Annotated in this window: 12 protein-coding genes, 2 tRNA genes and 1 other RNA gene; 11 read left to right on the top strand and 4 right to left on the bottom strand. The window is 50.0% G+C overall.

Annotated elements, in window-relative coordinates:
• Nucleotides 1-141: 141 nt before the first annotated feature.
• Nucleotides 142-229, bottom strand: a tRNA-Ser gene (locus EIH22_RS03315).
• A gap of 175 nt (nt 230-404) precedes the next feature.
• Between EIH22_RS03315 and ffs the strand changes: the two genes are divergently transcribed.
• The 7 genes from ffs (at nt 405) to EIH22_RS03280 (ending at nt 8,468) form a co-directional block, all read left to right on the top strand.
• An RNA gene (ffs, locus tag EIH22_RS03310) (signal recognition particle sRNA small type) lies at nt 405-500 on the top strand.
• Between the two features lie 548 nt (nt 501-1,048).
• Entirely contained in the window at nt 1,049-1,510 is a 462-nt protein-coding gene (locus EIH22_RS03305) for an NYN domain-containing protein (protein WP_200829155.1), read from the top strand.
• Between the two features lie 77 nt (nt 1,511-1,587).
• Complete coding sequence (gene tsaD, locus EIH22_RS03300; RefSeq protein ID WP_124054714.1) at nt 1,588-2,640, top strand: tRNA (adenosine(37)-N6)-threonylcarbamoyltransferase complex transferase subunit TsaD; 1,053 nt, start codon at nt 1,588-1,590, stop codon at nt 2,638-2,640.
• A gap of 77 nt (nt 2,641-2,717) precedes the next feature.
• A complete protein-coding gene (locus EIH22_RS03295) occupies nt 2,718-5,390 on the top strand; it encodes a DNA polymerase III subunit gamma and tau (RefSeq protein WP_124054370.1) in 2,673 nt (890 codons plus the stop codon).
• Complete coding sequence (gene recR, locus EIH22_RS03290) at nt 5,390-6,013, top strand: recombination mediator RecR (protein WP_124054369.1); 624 nt, start codon at nt 5,390-5,392, stop codon at nt 6,011-6,013. Before EIH22_RS03295 ends, recR begins: the two co-directional genes overlap by 1 nt.
• Nucleotides 6,014-6,144: 131 nt before the next feature.
• On the top strand, nt 6,145-7,419 hold the full coding sequence (locus EIH22_RS03285; RefSeq protein ID WP_124054368.1) for an aspartate kinase: 1,275 nt from the start codon (nt 6,145-6,147) through the stop codon (nt 7,417-7,419).
• Nucleotides 7,416-8,468, top strand: coding sequence for an aspartate-semialdehyde dehydrogenase (locus EIH22_RS03280; protein WP_124054367.1), 1,053 nt, complete (start codon nt 7,416-7,418; stop codon nt 8,466-8,468). The genes EIH22_RS03285 and EIH22_RS03280 overlap by 4 nt, the downstream gene beginning before the upstream one ends.
• Before the next feature lie 75 nt (nt 8,469-8,543).
• Here the strand turns inward: EIH22_RS03280 and EIH22_RS03275 are convergent, their stop codons facing one another.
• From EIH22_RS03275 to EIH22_RS03265, 3 genes are all read right to left on the bottom strand, one after another.
• Nucleotides 8,544-8,819: a hypothetical protein gene (locus EIH22_RS03275; protein ID WP_124054366.1), complete on the bottom strand. Its 276-nt coding sequence runs from the start codon at nt 8,817-8,819 to the stop codon at nt 8,544-8,546.
• A 588-nt stretch (nt 8,820-9,407) separates the two neighbouring features.
• Nucleotides 9,408-10,673, bottom strand: a complete 1,266-nt coding sequence (locus tag EIH22_RS03270; protein WP_124054365.1) for a DUF4032 domain-containing protein — start codon at nt 10,671-10,673, stop codon at nt 9,408-9,410.
• A 115-nt stretch (nt 10,674-10,788) separates the two neighbouring features.
• Nucleotides 10,789-11,916 carry an ABC transporter ATP-binding protein gene (locus EIH22_RS03265; RefSeq protein WP_124054364.1) on the bottom strand — a complete coding sequence of 376 codons (1,128 nt, stop codon included), beginning with the start codon at nt 11,914-11,916 and terminating at the stop codon, nt 10,789-10,791.
• Between the two features lie 356 nt (nt 11,917-12,272).
• On the opposite strand from EIH22_RS03265, the gene EIH22_RS03260 reads away from it, so the two are divergent.
• From EIH22_RS03260 to EIH22_RS03245, 4 genes are all read left to right on the top strand, one after another.
• Nucleotides 12,273-14,123, top strand: coding sequence for a serine/threonine-protein kinase (locus EIH22_RS03260; RefSeq protein WP_124054363.1), 1,851 nt, complete (start codon nt 12,273-12,275; stop codon nt 14,121-14,123).
• A 212-nt stretch (nt 14,124-14,335) separates the two neighbouring features.
• Entirely contained in the window at nt 14,336-15,169 is an 834-nt protein-coding gene (locus EIH22_RS03255; RefSeq protein WP_124054362.1) for a DsbA family protein, read from the top strand.
• A gap of 129 nt (nt 15,170-15,298) precedes the next feature.
• A tRNA-Thr gene (locus tag EIH22_RS03250) sits at nt 15,299-15,371 on the top strand.
• Nucleotides 15,372-15,826: 455 nt separating this feature from the next.
• Nucleotides 15,827-16,570: a glycerophosphoryl diester phosphodiesterase gene (locus EIH22_RS03245; RefSeq protein WP_235001751.1), complete on the top strand. Its 744-nt coding sequence runs from the start codon at nt 15,827-15,829 to the stop codon at nt 16,568-16,570.
• The last annotated feature ends 112 nt before the right edge of the window (nt 16,571-16,682 follow it).

Below are 16,682 nucleotides of genomic sequence, written 5' to 3'. Positions count from 1 at the left end.
CGATTGTGAACAGAGGCCCTTAATGTTTATTTCTTGCGAAGCGCCACGCTTTCAGCCTTTAGCTTCGCGATTGTGTGAGGCATTGCCTAACAAAACAAAAACGTCTCACAACATAGTTTCTCTATGTTGTGAGACGTTAGATGGCGGAGGTAGGGGGATTCGAACCCCCGAGGGCTTGCACCCAACACGCTTTCCAAGCGTGCGCCATAGGCCACTAGGCGATACCTCCTTGATGCTTACAAGAAGCACACCCGAACAGTGTACTTGTTTTTCACCCAATTATGAAAATTGGATAGCGGAAGAACGTCGTGTGATGTGTCTCAGTTAGCCGTCTTTACTGTATAGAACACATATCTAGTCCATGTTTAAGGTTTGGTTAATTGCATCGACTCCGTTAGGATAGAAGCGACTCCCCACGTGGCGTCATCTCTCGGAATCCCCCAGGGCAGGAATGCAGCAAGGGCACGGGGGCTCTGGCGGGTGCGTGGGGCGTCCCATATCTGCCACATGTATGGGGTTCAGGCTTATATGTCACACTTATTACCCCTGTATCTGGGATTATGTGCTGTGTTATGTTTAAGTGGTTGCTTTCTTTCCTCTCTCGAATTACTATTGTGACTAGTTGCTCTGGCCGTTGACTCTCCATTTATAAGGATGATGCCGATGACCAGAGCCTTTCCTATATGAGCAGGAGAATTCAACGATGAATAACTCTCGAACTTTACGCTCTTGAACTAGCGATAGAGAGGGTAGAAACCAAAGTATTGTGTTACGTAGGCCTGTAACCACCGCAATATTCGTGGACGGTGGTTTCTACCGCAAACGCGCCTATTGATTGTTCGGTGACAAGGGTCTGGACGCCCGTGCGGATGAACTTATTGAATACTGTAGGAGGAATGTTAGGAAATCCAACAGTAGCCTCTATCGAATCTATTACTATGATTGCCCGCCGTCGGAAAAAGTTATTTACCACCCCTTACTGAAAAAGCATATCAATCTTGCGAAAACAGACCAGTTTAGATGGACGAAAGAATTTTTTGTTGCACTCTTGAAGAAACGCAAAGTTGCGTTGAGGCGAGGGGAGGAGCTTGAGTCTCAAAGTGGCTATATCTTGCGGCCTGCTTCCCTCAAAGCAATATTGTCAGGTAAGAAAGAGTTGTCCGACTTAAAAGAGCACGATTTCTTCCTAGATATCATTCAAAAAGGAGTCGATATGCGGCTCGGGCTAGATATTGCATCTCTTGCAGAACGTGGTCATGTTAATCAAATAATTATGATTTCGGGAGATTCTGACTTTGTTCCTGCAGCAAAACTTGCGCGGCGTGCGGGTATCGATTTTATTCTTGATCCTATGTGGTCCAACATTGCTAACTCATTAAGTGAGCATGTCGATGGGGTGCGTCAGTGTGTGAATCGAGAGCCTGAAAACAAGAATGACCCCTTACATATTGACAATTCTTCTGAGCCTATCTCTATTGATGAGGATTTGGATCTCGACGACGAACTGTAGTATGTAAATACCAGCCGTCCCCCTGCATCTGGGATCACGTCCTTCGCTCTTGGCTACTGATTGTAGTGGCGACTATGATGGACTCCGTGAATGAACTTGTTTTAGGTATTGAAACGTCCTGCGATGAAACCGGTGTGGCGCTGGTTCGAAATGGCGAATTGCTTGCCGATGTTACCGCAACATCCATGGACGAATACGCGCGCTACGGTGGAATTATCCCAGAGATCGCTTCGCGTGCTCACCTAGAATCCTTCGTTCCCACTCTTGATGCTGCACTCGAAAAAGCGGGTGTGACCTTGGAAGACGTCGACGCAGTAGCAGCTACCGCCGGTCCAGGTCTCGTTGGTCCATTGACCGTTGGAGTATCCGCCGCCAAGGCACTCGCTCTAGCACTTGGAAAGCCTTTCTACGGTGTTAACCACATCATCGGGCATATCGCAGTCGACGAACTCGTGCACGGCAACTTCCCAGAAAAGTTCGTTGGGCTCGTTGTTTCTGGTGGACACTCGCATCTGTTGTTGATCAAGAATATCGTTTCCGACGTCGTCGAACTTGGTGGAACCTTGGACGACGCCGCTGGTGAAGCCTTCGATAAGGTTGGGCGTCTCCTTGGGCTTCCGTACCCAGGTGGACCGCACGTTGATCGTCTCTCACAGCAAGGCGACCCGAAGGCAATTCGTTTCCCGCGCGGTCTAACCTCGGGAAAGAACCAGGCGCTTCATCAGTATGATTATTCCTTCTCTGGATTGAAGACGGCGGTTGCTCGCCATATTGAAGGCTTGGAGCAACGCGGTGAGGAAATTCCGAAGGCTGATATTGCTGCTGGATTCTCCGAAGCTGTTGCAGATGCGTTAGTTGGAAAGGCAATTCGTGCCTGTGAACTCAATGATTGTGACACTTTGGTGGTAGGTGGAGGGTTCTCTGCTAACTCACGTCTGCGTACTCTGGCTGAAGAACTAGCTGGTAAAGCCGGGATTACAGTTCGAATCCCGCCAATTCGTTATTGTACTGATAATGGTGCAATGATCGCCGCACTCGGTTGGGAGATGGTACGTAACGGGGTGGAACCGTCTCCGCTAAATATCACAGTAGATACTGGACTTGAGCGCGAAGTTACGATTTTGCGCTGATTGGGTGGGCTCTGGATTTCTCCACAGGAGGCCTTCGTGGCTAACGAGCGTGGGGGATTTGAAGTAGACTGTAGGGCGTGAGTATTGCCCTTTATCGCCGTTATCGACCGCAAAATTTCCAAGAGGTTATTGGTCAAGAACACGTTACCGAACCTCTTATGGCAGCCCTTGAAGCGGGGCGAACTACTCATGCCTACCTGTTTTCTGGTCCGCGTGGGTGCGGCAAAACAACTTCGGCGCGAATCCTTGCTCGGTGCTTGAACTGTGCCGAATACCCAACGGACACCCCCTGTGGCAAATGTGAATCTTGCCGAGAACTCGCGCGCGATGGCTCGGGCTCGCTGGACGTCGTCGAACTTGACGCTGCTTCACACGGAGGCGTGGATGATGCTCGTGAATTACGCGAACAAGCAGGGTTCGCTCCGGTTCGTGACCGTTTTAAGATCTTTATTATCGACGAAGCCCACATGGTGTCGAATCAGGGTTTTAACGCACTGTTGAAGCTGGTGGAAGAACCGCCACCGCACGTTAAGTTCATCTTCGCAACCACCGAACCTGAAAAGGTGATCGGAACGATTCGGTCGCGTACTCATCACTACCCTTTCCGGTTGGTTCCGCCGCCCGTTTTGGAAAACTACCTGTCACAGCTTTGTGCCCAAGAAGGCATCACCGCTGGTCATAATCTTCTCTCTTTAGTGGTTCGTGCTGGTACTGGTTCGGTTCGAGACACACTTTCCGTTCTCGATCAGATCATCGGCGGTTCCGACGGCGTCACGCTCGACTACGAATCAGCCGTCGCCTTGCTTGGCTATACCTCGGCTCATCTGCTGGATAACACTATTAATGCCATTGCGAACCAAGATGGATCGGCACTTTTCGGTGTGGTCGATTCGGTTGTGAAATCCGGACACGATCCACGACGCTTTGTGGAAGACCTTTTGCAGCGACTTCGTGACCTCGTGATTATTGCCCTTGCCGGAGAATCGGTTCACGATGTGTTTGTTTCGGTTCCGGATGACCAATATGCCTTGATGGTTAACCAGGCCCAGCAACTTGGAGCACGCCGGGCATCGAAGTCCGCGGACCTAGTTAACGAAGCACTGACCACCATGGCAGGAGCAACTGCACCGCGTTTGCAACTTGAGTTACTGTGTGCGCGTTTACTTGTTTCACAGGCTGACGCCGGTGCGTCAGTTGCATCTGTTCCTGCAAGTCCCGTATCGGCGGGCGTTGTGCCAGGATCGTCTGCACCAGTAGCTTCTGTTGTAAATAGTTCTTCGCTAAGTGGAGCAGCTCCTACCTCTGTGCCAGGTCAGAGCGCTAATTTTGCGGCGCGTAAAGCTGCTGAAAATCCGCATAAACCGGTATCTGATCCGCGTCATCGGCCGATGCCTTCATTCTCTCCGGTTGCTGGTCCGGGGCAGACTGATCCTGTGCAGGCAGCTTCTGTGGAGAGCGAACCAGTTTCTGCAGATACTATTCTTACGCAAGCGGAACAAGGGGACACTAACCCTGCTATATCTGAACGCGTTGACCCAAACCCAGTACAAACTCAATCCGCGCAAGTCCTAACATCGTCTCAACGAGCCGATGAGAAGTCTGACATCCAACCTGAGCCGGAGGTCGAACGTACCGAACTGGAAAAGATTCAGGCAAAGTGGAACCAGATCATCGCTAAGACCAACTCTAACCAAGAAGCAGCTCGAATCATGGCGGCGTCAACAGGTGCCGTTAGCTTCGAAAATAACGTAATCGTCGTCGGATTTATCGATGATGAAAGTGCGAACGCATTTAATTTCAGTCATCCGGCAATCTTCGCATTGGCTCATGCAGTTTACGACGAAACTGGGTTGAAGACTCGTTGTGAAGGAAAATTTATATCGCCAGAGCGTTTAACAGCGTCGGCAGCGACTTCGGAATCGCCCGGTGATCGCCACCCAAAAGATGATGCTCCGCGGGAGAAAGCTACCAGCGGAGCTACGGCATCGGTAGAGGAGTTTCGCTACCCGCTTCCAGTAGAGCCAGATGATGGCCTAGAAGAAGAGGAAATTCCTGAGGAAGATCCGATCTACGATTTGGACCGTTCGCAGGTGCAGAATAACGGTGATCCGGCAGGTGTGCTTGGAGCACTGCTTGATGGTGTTTCCTTGCGTGAAATGAGATTTGGTGTTGATTCGGAGTTGAGCTATGAAGCGGAATCTGCAGAATTAGAGGAAACGATTCCATTCGACGGGGTTGGGGAAATCTTGGAGGAAGAGGTCACGTCTACGCCTTTACCACCAGCTCAAGCTACTCCGGCTCCTCAAGTTGCATCAGCAACGTCGCCTGCTCCTAGCTCAAGTAATGTGCCATTCTTTGCCCAGAATATGCCAGCCCCTCCACCACTTGAACCGAGTTTTGTTCGGAGTTCTCAGGTAGAAACCTCATTTTCAGCGAGCCGTGGTTTGGGCTCAGGAGCTAATCACAGTGCTGGAGTAACACCCCAAAATAGCGGTAGTCAGAATGAGGACACTGGGCGCGTATTCCGAGATCGTGGCACTTCCAACTCAACTTTCCTAACGTCACAAGAACATCCTACCTTTAGCCGTAACAGGGCGTCGGACGAAGCACTGGGAGAAGAATCGGAGTGGGATGAGGTCTCGCTTGATGACCCTGAGATATCACAGTCAAATTTGGTTGGAATCAATGTAGTGTTGGATAAGTTTGATGCGAAGGTTATCGAAGAAATTCCACATGAGGCAGGTATGTGATGGCAGGCGTTTACGATGGGGCGGTCCAGGATCTGATTGACGAACTTGGAAGGCTCCCCGGCGTCGGACCGAAGAGTGCTCAGCGCATTGCATTTCACCTGCTTGAGGCAGATGATACTGAGGTTCAAGCACTCGTTGAGGCTCTCCAAGCCGTAAAGTTGAAGGTGAAGTTCTGCTCTATCTGTGGCAATGTTACCGAATCTGATATTTGCAGAATCTGTAGTGATCCACGCCGTCTGGATTCGGTGATCTGCGTGGTCGAAGAGTCGCGAGACATTGTTGCAATCGAGCGAGCGCGCGAGTTCCGCGGACGGTATCACGTACTAGGTGGAGCCATTGATCCGATCGGTGGCATCGGACCAGACAAGCTACGTATTCGTGAGCTATATGCTCGCCTTGCATCGGGCGAAGTCAAAGAAGTTATTTTGGCGATGGATCCCAATGTGGAAGGTGAAGCAACCGCAACCTACCTTTCGCTGAATCTTTCTCATATGGGCGTGGTAGTTTCCCGCCTAGCATCTGGTCTCCCGGTTGGTGGCGATCTTGAATATGCTGATGAAATTACTATTTCGCGAGCTCTTGAGGGACGTCAACGTCTCCACACTCCCACCAGCATGCAATAGGGACGAAACTTAGGCAACGGCGTCTTTCCAAGAATTAATAACACGGCTTCGTGCGTGTCCAAGAATTGGAAAGCACAACGATCCTAACGATCTTCACTTTAGGATTGTGTGCAAGACAGAGGAGGATGCCTGTGACTCTTGTAGTACAGAAGTTTGGCGGATCGTCGGTAGCCGATGCGGAGTCGATTCGTCGCGTCGCGAAACGCGTTGTTGATACATATAACGAAGGTAAACAAGTAGTAGTTATTGTTTCCGCGATGGGCGATACCACCGATGAGCTCATCGATCTGGCTAACTCCGTCTCAACTAAGCCTCCCGCCCGTGAAATGGATGTGCTTTTAACTGCGGGTGAGCGAATCTCCATGGCTCTTCTTGCAATGGCCGTCAACGAATTAGGAGTTCCTGCCTTTGCCTATACTGGGCAGCAAGCTGGTTTGCACACCGATTCCACCTATGGAAAAGCCTCAATTGTGGGCGTGATTCCAGAGCGAATTGCCCGAACCGTCAAAGAAGGCGGAGTGGCAATTATTGCTGGCTTCCAAGGAGTGAACCGCCATAACGATGCCACCACTCTGGGACGTGGTGGCTCAGATACAACCGCTGTGGCTTTTGCCGCTGCCTTGAACGCGGACGTATGCGAAATCTACTCGGATGTGGACGGCGTTTTCACCGCAGATCCGCGCGTAGTGCCAAGTGCCCATAAGCTCAACGCACTCAGCTTCGAAGAAACTTTAGAAATGGCAGCTCACGGAGCAAAGATCTTGCATCTGCGAGCCGTCGAATATGCGCGACGTTTCAACGTGCCTCTTCATGTGCGTTCGTCGTTTTCTGACAAGGAAGGAACTTGGATCGTGGAAGAAAATTCGCGTAAATACCTCGAAGGAAAGAACGAAGCTCCAATTATTTCAGGAGTCAGCCACGATAAGTCTCAGGCTAAAATCACGGTTGTGGGGGTTCCTGATCACCCGGGTGCGGCAGCTCAACTCTTTGCAGTCGTTGCTAAAGCAGACGTCAATATTGACATGATTGTTCAAAATACCCCGACGAACCTCGAAGGCGTTGCGAATATTTCATTTACGCTTCCGATCGCAGATGTGGACGCTGCAGTTTTGGGTCTGGAAGGCGCACAGGGCAAAATCGGCTTCGAAAAGATCACGCGCGACGACGGTGTGGGAATCCTTTCACTGGTAGGCGCAGGTATGCGGTCGCATCCAGGTGTTTCTGTGAAACTGTTTGAGGCTCTTCAAGAAACTGGTGTCAATATCGATATGATTTCGACTTCCGAAATTCGAATCTCGGTTGTGATGGAGCAGAAGTTGCTTGACGATGCCGTTCGAGCCGTGCACACTGCCTTTGGACTTGATTCCGAAGGCGAAGCAATTGTTTATGGAGGTACAGGGCGATGAATGTAACCCTTGCGGTAGTAGGTGCCACTGGGCAGGTTGGACGCGTAATGCGTACTTTGCTTGAGGAGCGTAACGTCAACGTCGATTCGGTCCGTTTCTTTGCGACGGCGCGTTCAGCAGGTACGATTCTATCTTTCCGAGGCAAAGATGTAGTAGTTGAAGATATTGCCACTGCTGATTTTGCTGGTATTGACGTTGCTGTGTTCTCCGCCGGTGCAAGTGCTTCGCTGGAGTATGCTCCGAAGTTTGTAGCTGCTGGTGCGGTAGTAGTGGATAACTCGTCTGCTTGGCGCAAAGATCCGCAGTGCCCGCTGGTGGTTTCTGAGGTAAATCCGCAGGATCTTCAGAACCGTCCCAAGGGGATTATCGCCAATCCGAACTGTACAACGATGGCGATTATGCCGGTGCTTAAAGTACTTCACGACGCCGCAAAGCTAGTGCGTTTGACGGTTTCGTCTTACCAGGCGGTTTCAGGTTCTGGCGTAAAAGGTGTGCGTGCGCTCGCGGATCAAACCCGCGCTGGTGCAACGAACCCTGACCTTGAAAAACTTGCGCTTGACGGACACGCGATTGATTGGCCCGCAGATACTTCACCCTACGTTGCGCCGATTGCTTTCAACGCGGTTCCTTTTGCAGGAAATTTAGTGGACGACGGTTCCTATGAAACCGATGAAGAGCAGAAACTCCGCTACGAGTCGCGTAAGATTCTTGGGATTCCTGAGCTTGCTGTGAGTGGCACATGTGTTCGTATCCCAGTATTTTCAGGGCACGCAATGAGCGTTAATGCCGAGTTTGCTTCGGAGATTTCAGCTGATCGGGCTATCAAATTGCTCAAAGAAGCGACAGGTGTTAGGTATGTTGATGTGCCTACACCGCTTACTGGTGCAGGCATTGATGATTGCCTCGTTGGCCGCGTTCGTCAAGACCAGTCGATTGACGAAGGTAAGGGTCTCGCACTTTTCGTGGTTGGTGACAATTTACGTAAAGGTGCTGCTCTCAACACCATTCAGCTTGCGGAGTTACTTATTGCTGAGCTTCGCGAAAACTAATTTTGTTAAAAATTTCCGGTTTTTACAAGGGTGGGGTGGAAAGACTCAGGTCTTTCCACCCCACCCTTGTTTTAGCTATAGTGCAAATCCTGTTATCAAGAGCAAAGCTAGCCCTGCGCAAATCGCAAATATAATCAGGAAATTCTTCCCTTTTTCTTGCTTCTCTGAACTTGGTAGAAAAGGGATGATGATCCCTAAAACCCCAAATATTACGATTGAAGGAAAGTAGGACTGTGCTGTTTCTGTAGCTGTTAGTCCTTTGAGACCGCCGATCATAAATATTATTGCAATGAAGCAAAGGGAGAATAGGACTCCTCTAAGAGACTTAACGAAGGTTTGTTTTGAGTTCATCGGCATATGTTATTCCAAGGGAGATAAGTAGTGATGGCAGATCCAACGACACCACAAGCAAACGATCCAAATCCGCCTGTACCGATACCGAAAGGTATACAGACTAATCCACTCCAGGCGATTGAAAATATCATTTGGCCATGTTGTGCTTTTGCACATCCAGTTTGGCGAGAGACTCGAGGGTAATTAGGAATATAGTGAAGTCCGCTACCACCATCGGTGTGAGGTGTCATAACTTTTGCGTAAGGAGTTATTGATCCCGCAGGGCGTAGCTTCGCCAAATTGCTGGCAATCGAATCAGAGCCGTTTAAGTCTGGACTGTCATTTACAGAGGTTAAGATTGTGTTTAAAATAGGTGGATTCGAGGTTTCCGAAGGCTCAGCAGGTATTGCAATATTAGAAATGATTGCGATCGTAGCTAGCGGTCCTGCAAAAAAAGACAACATTAGAACACTCCTTTATGTATGTAATGCCTTAATCAAGTGTACCAATTGTTTTGCAATTGTTGATATATTTTGAATTCATTTTCGATCGATATAAAAGTGACTGATTTTCACTGTGCAATAAAAAATATATAGTTCTTGACTCTTAGGCCATATAGCCAGACCAGTCGTCGTCAAAATCGTCATCGAAAATATTGTGCTCAAGAAGTGCGACTTCATCAGGGCGATCTTTCAGGACGTGCTCAATATAAGACTGCACAGCTTCCTGCATTGGCACGTCATGACCAGCGTTTTCAGAAATAAACCAGCGGTGCTCCAAAATCTCATGGAAAAGCTGAGCTGGCTCCAATTTTCCGCGCAACTCGTGGGGGATAGCACGAACAGTAGGCTCGAAGATCGTCGTCATCCATTCGTGTGCGATCAAAGATAGAGGCATCTGCGAATTTCCAGTTAGCGCGCGATACGATTCAATATCGTTCATCATGCGTCTTGCCTGCATTTCTTCAACATCAAGTCCGGTGAGGCGCATGATTTTTCGCGAATAGTGCCCAGCGTCCACAACCTTCGGCTTGATTGAAAGAGAAGTGCCATAGATATCAGCCGTCATCGATAACTCGGCAACGTCAAAGCCAAGTTCATTGAGGCGGCGAATGCGGTTGTCCACGCGCCAGCGTTCGTTGATATTGAATGACTCCTCCGAAGTTAGCTCCTCCCAGAGTGAGGCGTAACGATTGGCGAATCGAGTTCCCACAGCGATGGAGTCAAAGTCTTCATCCAACACACCGCCTGCCTGGAGATCAAGTAGCTCGCCAATGATATTGGTACGTGCTACGTCGACGTCGTATTCACGCTTCCGAGTTGAAAGCTGTTCGCGTAGTTCACCGGTTTCGGCATCAACAAGGTAAGCGGCGAATTCTCCGGCATCGCGGCGGAAAAGGGTGTTTGAGAGTGAGACGTCTCCCCAATAGAAACCGATCAAGTGTAGGCGGACCATCAAAACGGTGAGCGCGTCGATCAGGCGATTCACCGTTTCTGGACGAATAACTGACTGCCCAAAAACGGCGCGATAAGGCAAAGAGAAAGAGAGATGACGAGTCACGAGGGCTGCGTTAAGAGGTTCGCCATCGGTGTCGTAGCGATGCGTAACTACGGCCATCGGTTCTACGCAAGGAGCTTCGAGGCGGTTCAAGTCACGAAGAGTTTCGTATTCGTGATGAGCGACTGCGTCGCCGATTTCCTTGATGGCGAGTATCTGCCCACCGAGCTTGACGAATCGGACCACGTGGCGCGAGATTCCGCGGGGAAGGGCGGCGATGATGTCGTCCGGCCATTCGCGTAGCGGGATGCTCCAGGGGAGATCGAGCAACGCCGGTTCGACCTCGGCTGACGTAATCTTGAGAGCCTTACGCATCTAATTCCGTTCAAATCGTCGTGTGACTGCGCATTAGTGGTAATACTGCGGCAGCAATGTGGGCAGAAAAAGGGGCACGGAAAAATCCGTGCCCCTTAATTATAGGTGCTGTTACTCAGTTTCCGATACGGTTTCCGGTCGTTGCTGAGAAGTAGTGGATATGCGTTTCACGTGGAACAATATAAATGACATCACCTGAGGCTGGAACGTTCTCTGGAGTGACGCGAACGGTCATGGATTCGGAGTTGTCTCCAGAACCGAAACGGGTAGTTTCATTTCTTGCTCCGACCACGGTTCCGTAGATGTAAGCATCTGAACCGAGGTGCTCGACGAAGGTGACTTCAAGCGGAATTGAATTCTCCGTTACCGTTCCAACAACTTCGAACGCTTCTGGACGCATACCGATTGTTACAGCCTTCGCGTTTTCCGCCGTGAGCGCCGAGCGGATAGGTGCTGGCAGGGGGAGCTTTGCATCGCCGAATACAGCGTTCGTTCCCTCAACGCGCCATTCGCCAAGGTTCATGGCAGGAGAACCAATAAAACCTGCGACGAAAGCATTAGCTGGGCGGGCAAACATTTCATCTGGACTTGCTACCTGCTGAAGGATTCCATCTTTGAGGACGGCGATGCGGTCGCCCATGGTAAGAGCTTCGGTCTGATCGTGGGTAACGTAAACGGTGGTAACGCCCAGCTCACGCTGAAGTGAAGCAATCTGGGTACGAGTCTGAACACGGAGCTTAGCATCTAAGTTGGAGAGCGGTTCGTCCATCAAGAAGACCTGGGGTTTACGAACGATGGCACGACCCATAGCAACACGCTGACGCTGACCGCCCGAGAGCGCTTTTGGCTTGCGGTCCAGGTATTCGGTTAGATCAAGGATCTTCGCTGCTTCTTCAACGCGCGCGCGAATGGTGTCCTTGTCAACGCCTGCAATTTTGAGTGCGAATCCCATGTTGTCGGCGACAGTCATGTGCGGGTAGAGCGCGTAGTTTTGGAAAACCATTGCGATATCGCGATCCTTTGGCGTTACGTCGGTGACGTCGCGGTCACCAATGTAAATACGTCCAGTGTTGACATCTTCGAGACCTGCAAGCATACGAAGGGAGGTGGATTTTCCACAACCCGATGGTCCAACGAGAACTAGGAATTCTCCGTCTTTGATCTCGAGGTTTAATGAATCAACTGCGGGTTTCTCTGAACCCGGGTAAATACGCGTGGCATTTTCAAACGTAACTGTAGCCATGATATTCCCTTCACCGGCAGGTACGTGCCGGACGATCCGAGTGAAAGGTGCGAGGCGGTTGCCTAACACTGTGAGTCGAAAAGACCCACAGGCTTCATTCTTACACAATTCGAGGCAATTGTGGGGAAAAATACAAAACTGCTCTTCACGAATGTAAAAAATGTAAGTGATTATGCCAGCTTTTGCTTCGAGTAAAAGCCCAATGCTTCGCTTTGTTTGATGCAGGGCGATGTTGCGAAGGGCATTAGTGTTTGAAGAAATAGGAAGATGTCGCATTTTCCGGTGTTTTTGCGAGATACTTTTGGGAAGGCGTGCAGTCTCCGCTCACGTAGCAACTGTTAGAACATGGGAGGGAAATGCGTCAGCGAAACGAAATCGGCGGATACAGTATCGTCAAACGGATTGGGTTTGGCGGCATGTCCTCCGTCTACGAAGCTATCGATGCTGGTGGCGCCCGCGTAGCTCTCAAGCTTCTCCATCCAGCTATTGCTGCCGACCCATCTTCGCGTGAACGCCTCTGCCGCGAAGTCGCGATGCTTCGACGTATCAACGGCCCATACGTTGCCCAAGTAGTTGACGCAGAAATTGACGACGACGATATCTTCATCGTTACTGAGTTGGTAGACGGCCCAACCCTCGAAGCCGATGTTCGCGAACAAGGCGCTTATTCGGGTGAGGACCTCGTTGAACTCGGAGAAGAGCTAGCTGATGCACTTGACTCTATCCATGAAGCCGGGGTTCTTCATCGTGACCTCAAGCCCTCGAATGTAATGATTGGTCCTGAAGGGCCGGTGCTCATCGACTTCGGTATAGCTCAGACCGGTGATGATACGCGCCTGACCCAGACGGGCTCCCTAGCCCATACTCCAGGATATTGTGATCCACGTGTATTGCGCGGAGCTTCCCCTGACGCTCAGGCGGATTGGTGGGCAATGGCTGCGGTGCTTGCCTATGCTGCAACGGGGCGCCCGCCGTTCGGAAAAGGCTCCGCGCCAGTCGTTATGCATCGAGTGCTGTCCCTTCCTCCTGACCTTGCTGGGATTGATGAACCGTTGAGGCTGGCTTTTTCAGCGGCCCTCGATCCTGATTCGAACCGTCGCCTTTCTTTTGACGAGTTACTTTCGGTTGTTCGCGACCTAGCGAATGCCTCGTTGATCGGGTTGCGTTCTGATAATTACGACGCCGGTGGTGCACTTCCCGCCACGGTTTTGCCTAGTTTTGTGCCAGATGAGGATGCGACACAAGTGACACAGTTGGTGCTTGGCACTGACCTGGAGAGTCACGACGATTTCGCAGGCGATAATGAATTTGTAGGTAACGATGATGCAACCGTTGTTGTATCGGATGAAAACCTAGGTGAAGATGATCATGACTTTGGTAGGACTGAGATGTTCGGCGTTGGATCTGAACCTGGAAACGCTGGTGAAACCCAGATCTTGAGCCAAGGTCTGGAGTTTGGTGGCGGCGATACGGGAACAATGGTGCTCCCGGATGCGACTCAGGTGATGGAGACGCCTGTGGAGATGCCACCGTCAATCATACCTAATGCGCACTGTAGTGAGAGGATGGGTAGGCAAGAACCGACGCACGTTATGCCGTACACAACTGTTCCCGGGCTGAATAATCCATTTCAAGCACCTGCGGAACCGGCTCGGCTTCCAACTTTCAGGGTTTTTATATTTCTTATGTGGGGTGCCACGTCGCTTTTAGCTGTCCAAGCGCCGATTATTGGGCTTGGTGTGGCGGTTGTGCTCTTCATATTTTGCGATGCTGTGGGTGCTGTGCGTCAAAAGGTTTTGTGGCGGCGGATGCGGCGTGGCCGGCAATCCGGTTCGGATATGTCGATCGCGATGCTTGGTCTGCCGTTCACGCTCGTTGCAGGGATTCTTCGAAGCGCGCTGTCTGTGGCGCTTCCGGCAGTTGGTGTTTTTGCATATGTGCACTTCATATTGCATGAGAACCTACAACAATTGCCGAAGTCGTATCTTCTTGTTGCTTTAGCAGCAATACTCCTTGTGGCGTGGTTAAGACCGTTCGGGAGCCAGGCACGCGATGGTGCTCGCGTTATCTTGCACCTGCTTACCCCAAGCCGTGGATACTGGATTTTCTGGGTTTTTGTTGCCCTTGCGTTCTTGCTCAGCGGAGTATTCATCTATCTATTGTTGACGACGGTTCAATGGTGGCCACTCGCCACAGTTTTCTTTTAACGGTAGGTTAGGTATCTTTTTATGAAATATGTGTGCGAGTGGAATGCATATGGACAACTGGAAGTTTTCAGTAATTCACTAAGAGGCGAAATAATGAATGGAATGCCAGAAAATTAATGGCATATAATCAAGCGTGTTGTGGTTTCCTTGGAAAGCATACGGTTTTATATCAAAGATATTTAAGTTTTACATCAGCGTTGAAGGAATAGTTAATGACTCCCAAGCAAACTCCGGGAATGACGGTTGAGAAGAAGACCAAAGAGCAACGGCGTAGCGAAGCTCGCGAAAAAGCGCGATTGCTTCGTGAGCAGGAAGAAAAACGAGCTAAGCGTAATCGGATTTTAGTTATTCTTGGTGTTGCTGCAGCGATTCTCATGGTTGTATTTGCGGTGTGGAAGATCGTTAGTAATGGTGGATCCGATTCGGGGAATTACAATGGCAGCTCACGTGAAGCAAAGCTTGCAAATGTTTCTGAAGACTACGGAATTTATGTAGGTGCAGACGGTCAGGCGATCGATAAGCCAAACGGTGCGCCGATTTTAGGAGTTTACTCTGACTTTATCTGCATCCATTGTAACGAACTTGACCATCAGTCAAAGGATGCGTACGCCAAGCATTCCAAGGCAGGGGATGTCCAGATTCAGTACTATCCAGTATCGATCTTAGGTGGCACAATGTCCGAACTTGGTGCAGCAGCGGCTTTCTACGTTGCAACCTATGCGCCCGAGCAGTACGTGACTTTCCAGGAGAAGATGTTTGACCGGACGAATGAAATCTTGGTTAAGCGAACCAAAGGTCAGCCATCGGCAGCGGAGATCACTGACATTGCTAAAGCCGCTGGCGTTCCCGATAAAGTGCTCGCTGATATGCCTGCTTCGATCGAATCTGATGCATGGCAAGGAGTGGTGAAGAAAGCGACTGATAAGTTCCGTGAAAAGGGATTCAAAGGAACGCCGACCGTCACACTTGATGGCAAAGAAACTCAGCAGTGGGCACAGGGTGGAATGGAAGCATTTCTTGGGTCGGTCGCAAAGCCAGCTAAATAAATAAGTGACCTAACTAATGGGACTCAAAGTGGGGCGGGATGCCAATCCAATTGGCATCCCGCCCCACTTTCTGGCAATATTAAGACGCTGAAGTTTTTGGTAGATAGCCTTTGCCAAATCTGAAGCAAAGCCTCCTTAGCTCAGTTGGTAGAGCACCGCTCTTGTAAAGCGGATGTCGTCGGTTCGAGTCCGACAGGGGGCTCTTTTCGTGCCCGCAATCATTCTTACTCTAAAGGTCTACTCTAAAACTGACTTTAGAGTAGACCTTTAGAGTAAGACGTATGCTGCGAAATTAAACGTTATGTCTTGATGATCTAACCTTTTGTGGAAGTGTTTGGATATCTACTGGTCACGGGTGAAGAAAAGACCGGAGGTGGCGCACGATGCGTTCATTCGGCTCTGGTAATTCGATCAATTTACTATGTTTACCGAGAAATTAGCTCCGATAAGAAGTATGCTAGATATCGTCAGATGCCGAGGTCTGGGCTATTAGCCAGTGACCGCGGCATATTTTATACAACCGATTGCAAAATGTTTCATTTTTTAAATGTTATGATGGAAAGTTTCCCATTGTAGCAATTTTGTTAAGTAAATAGATATTCGTGGTGTGTCTTTTTCTCTGTATTAACTAGCTGGTCAATGACGATAGTAGGAACTATGACACATGTAATGTTGGAACGTGAAGTAATTGCACATCGTGGTCTTAATGCACTCGCTCCAGAAAATACACTTTCCGCATTCAAACTCGTTGCAGAGCACGGCATCAAATGGCTCGAAACGGACGTTGATATCCTCGGTGATGGTACGCCCGTCGTCATCCATGACACCTTGCTAGACCGCACCACAAATCGCTCCGGATACTTCTATGATTTAACCGAAGATGATCTTCCAAAGATCGATGCCGGTTCCTGGTTTTCGAAAGAATACGCAGGCGAGCCGATGCCCACCTTGCGTCAACTTGTTGACCTTATGAATGAGACCGGTCTGAATGCCAACATTGAGCTTAAGTCTAATGAGCGTGGCAAGGAAGCATCTCTCAAATTGATTGAAAATACCCTAGCTGAACTCGATCGTCTTGACCCAGAGCGTGAAGTTATCGTTTCGAGCTTCAACCACCTACTTCTCCATCATGTTCACGAAGCACGCCCCGAACTCCCCCTCGGTGCATTGTTTGTGAAGGAAAACTTGTGGCCAGACTGGCGCTCCATCCTTGAGCTGGTGGGCGCTAGCTACATCCACCCTGAAGATGCAACGCTAACCCCAGAAATGGTTACCGCTTTCCGAGACGCCGGCTACGGTGTGAACGTGTGGACAGTTAACAGTAAAGCCCGTGCAAACGAGCTTTTTAACTGGGGAGTTACGGGCGTATTTACGGATGCTGCCCACGAATTTATGGCATAACCCTATCCTGCCACTTTAAGATTCACCGGCGATGTGGTCGGTGGGCTTCGGCGTGCCTTAGTGCGCCGAATTAAAGCGGTCCTGCGTGGGATCTGATTGCCTGCCCACGTAG

It is taken from the genome of Arcanobacterium ihumii (assembly GCF_900604515.1).
GTDB lineage: Bacteria > Actinomycetota > Actinomycetes > Actinomycetales > Actinomycetaceae > Arcanobacterium_A > Arcanobacterium_A ihumii.
This window is presented reverse-complemented; position numbering and strand designations above follow the sequence as displayed.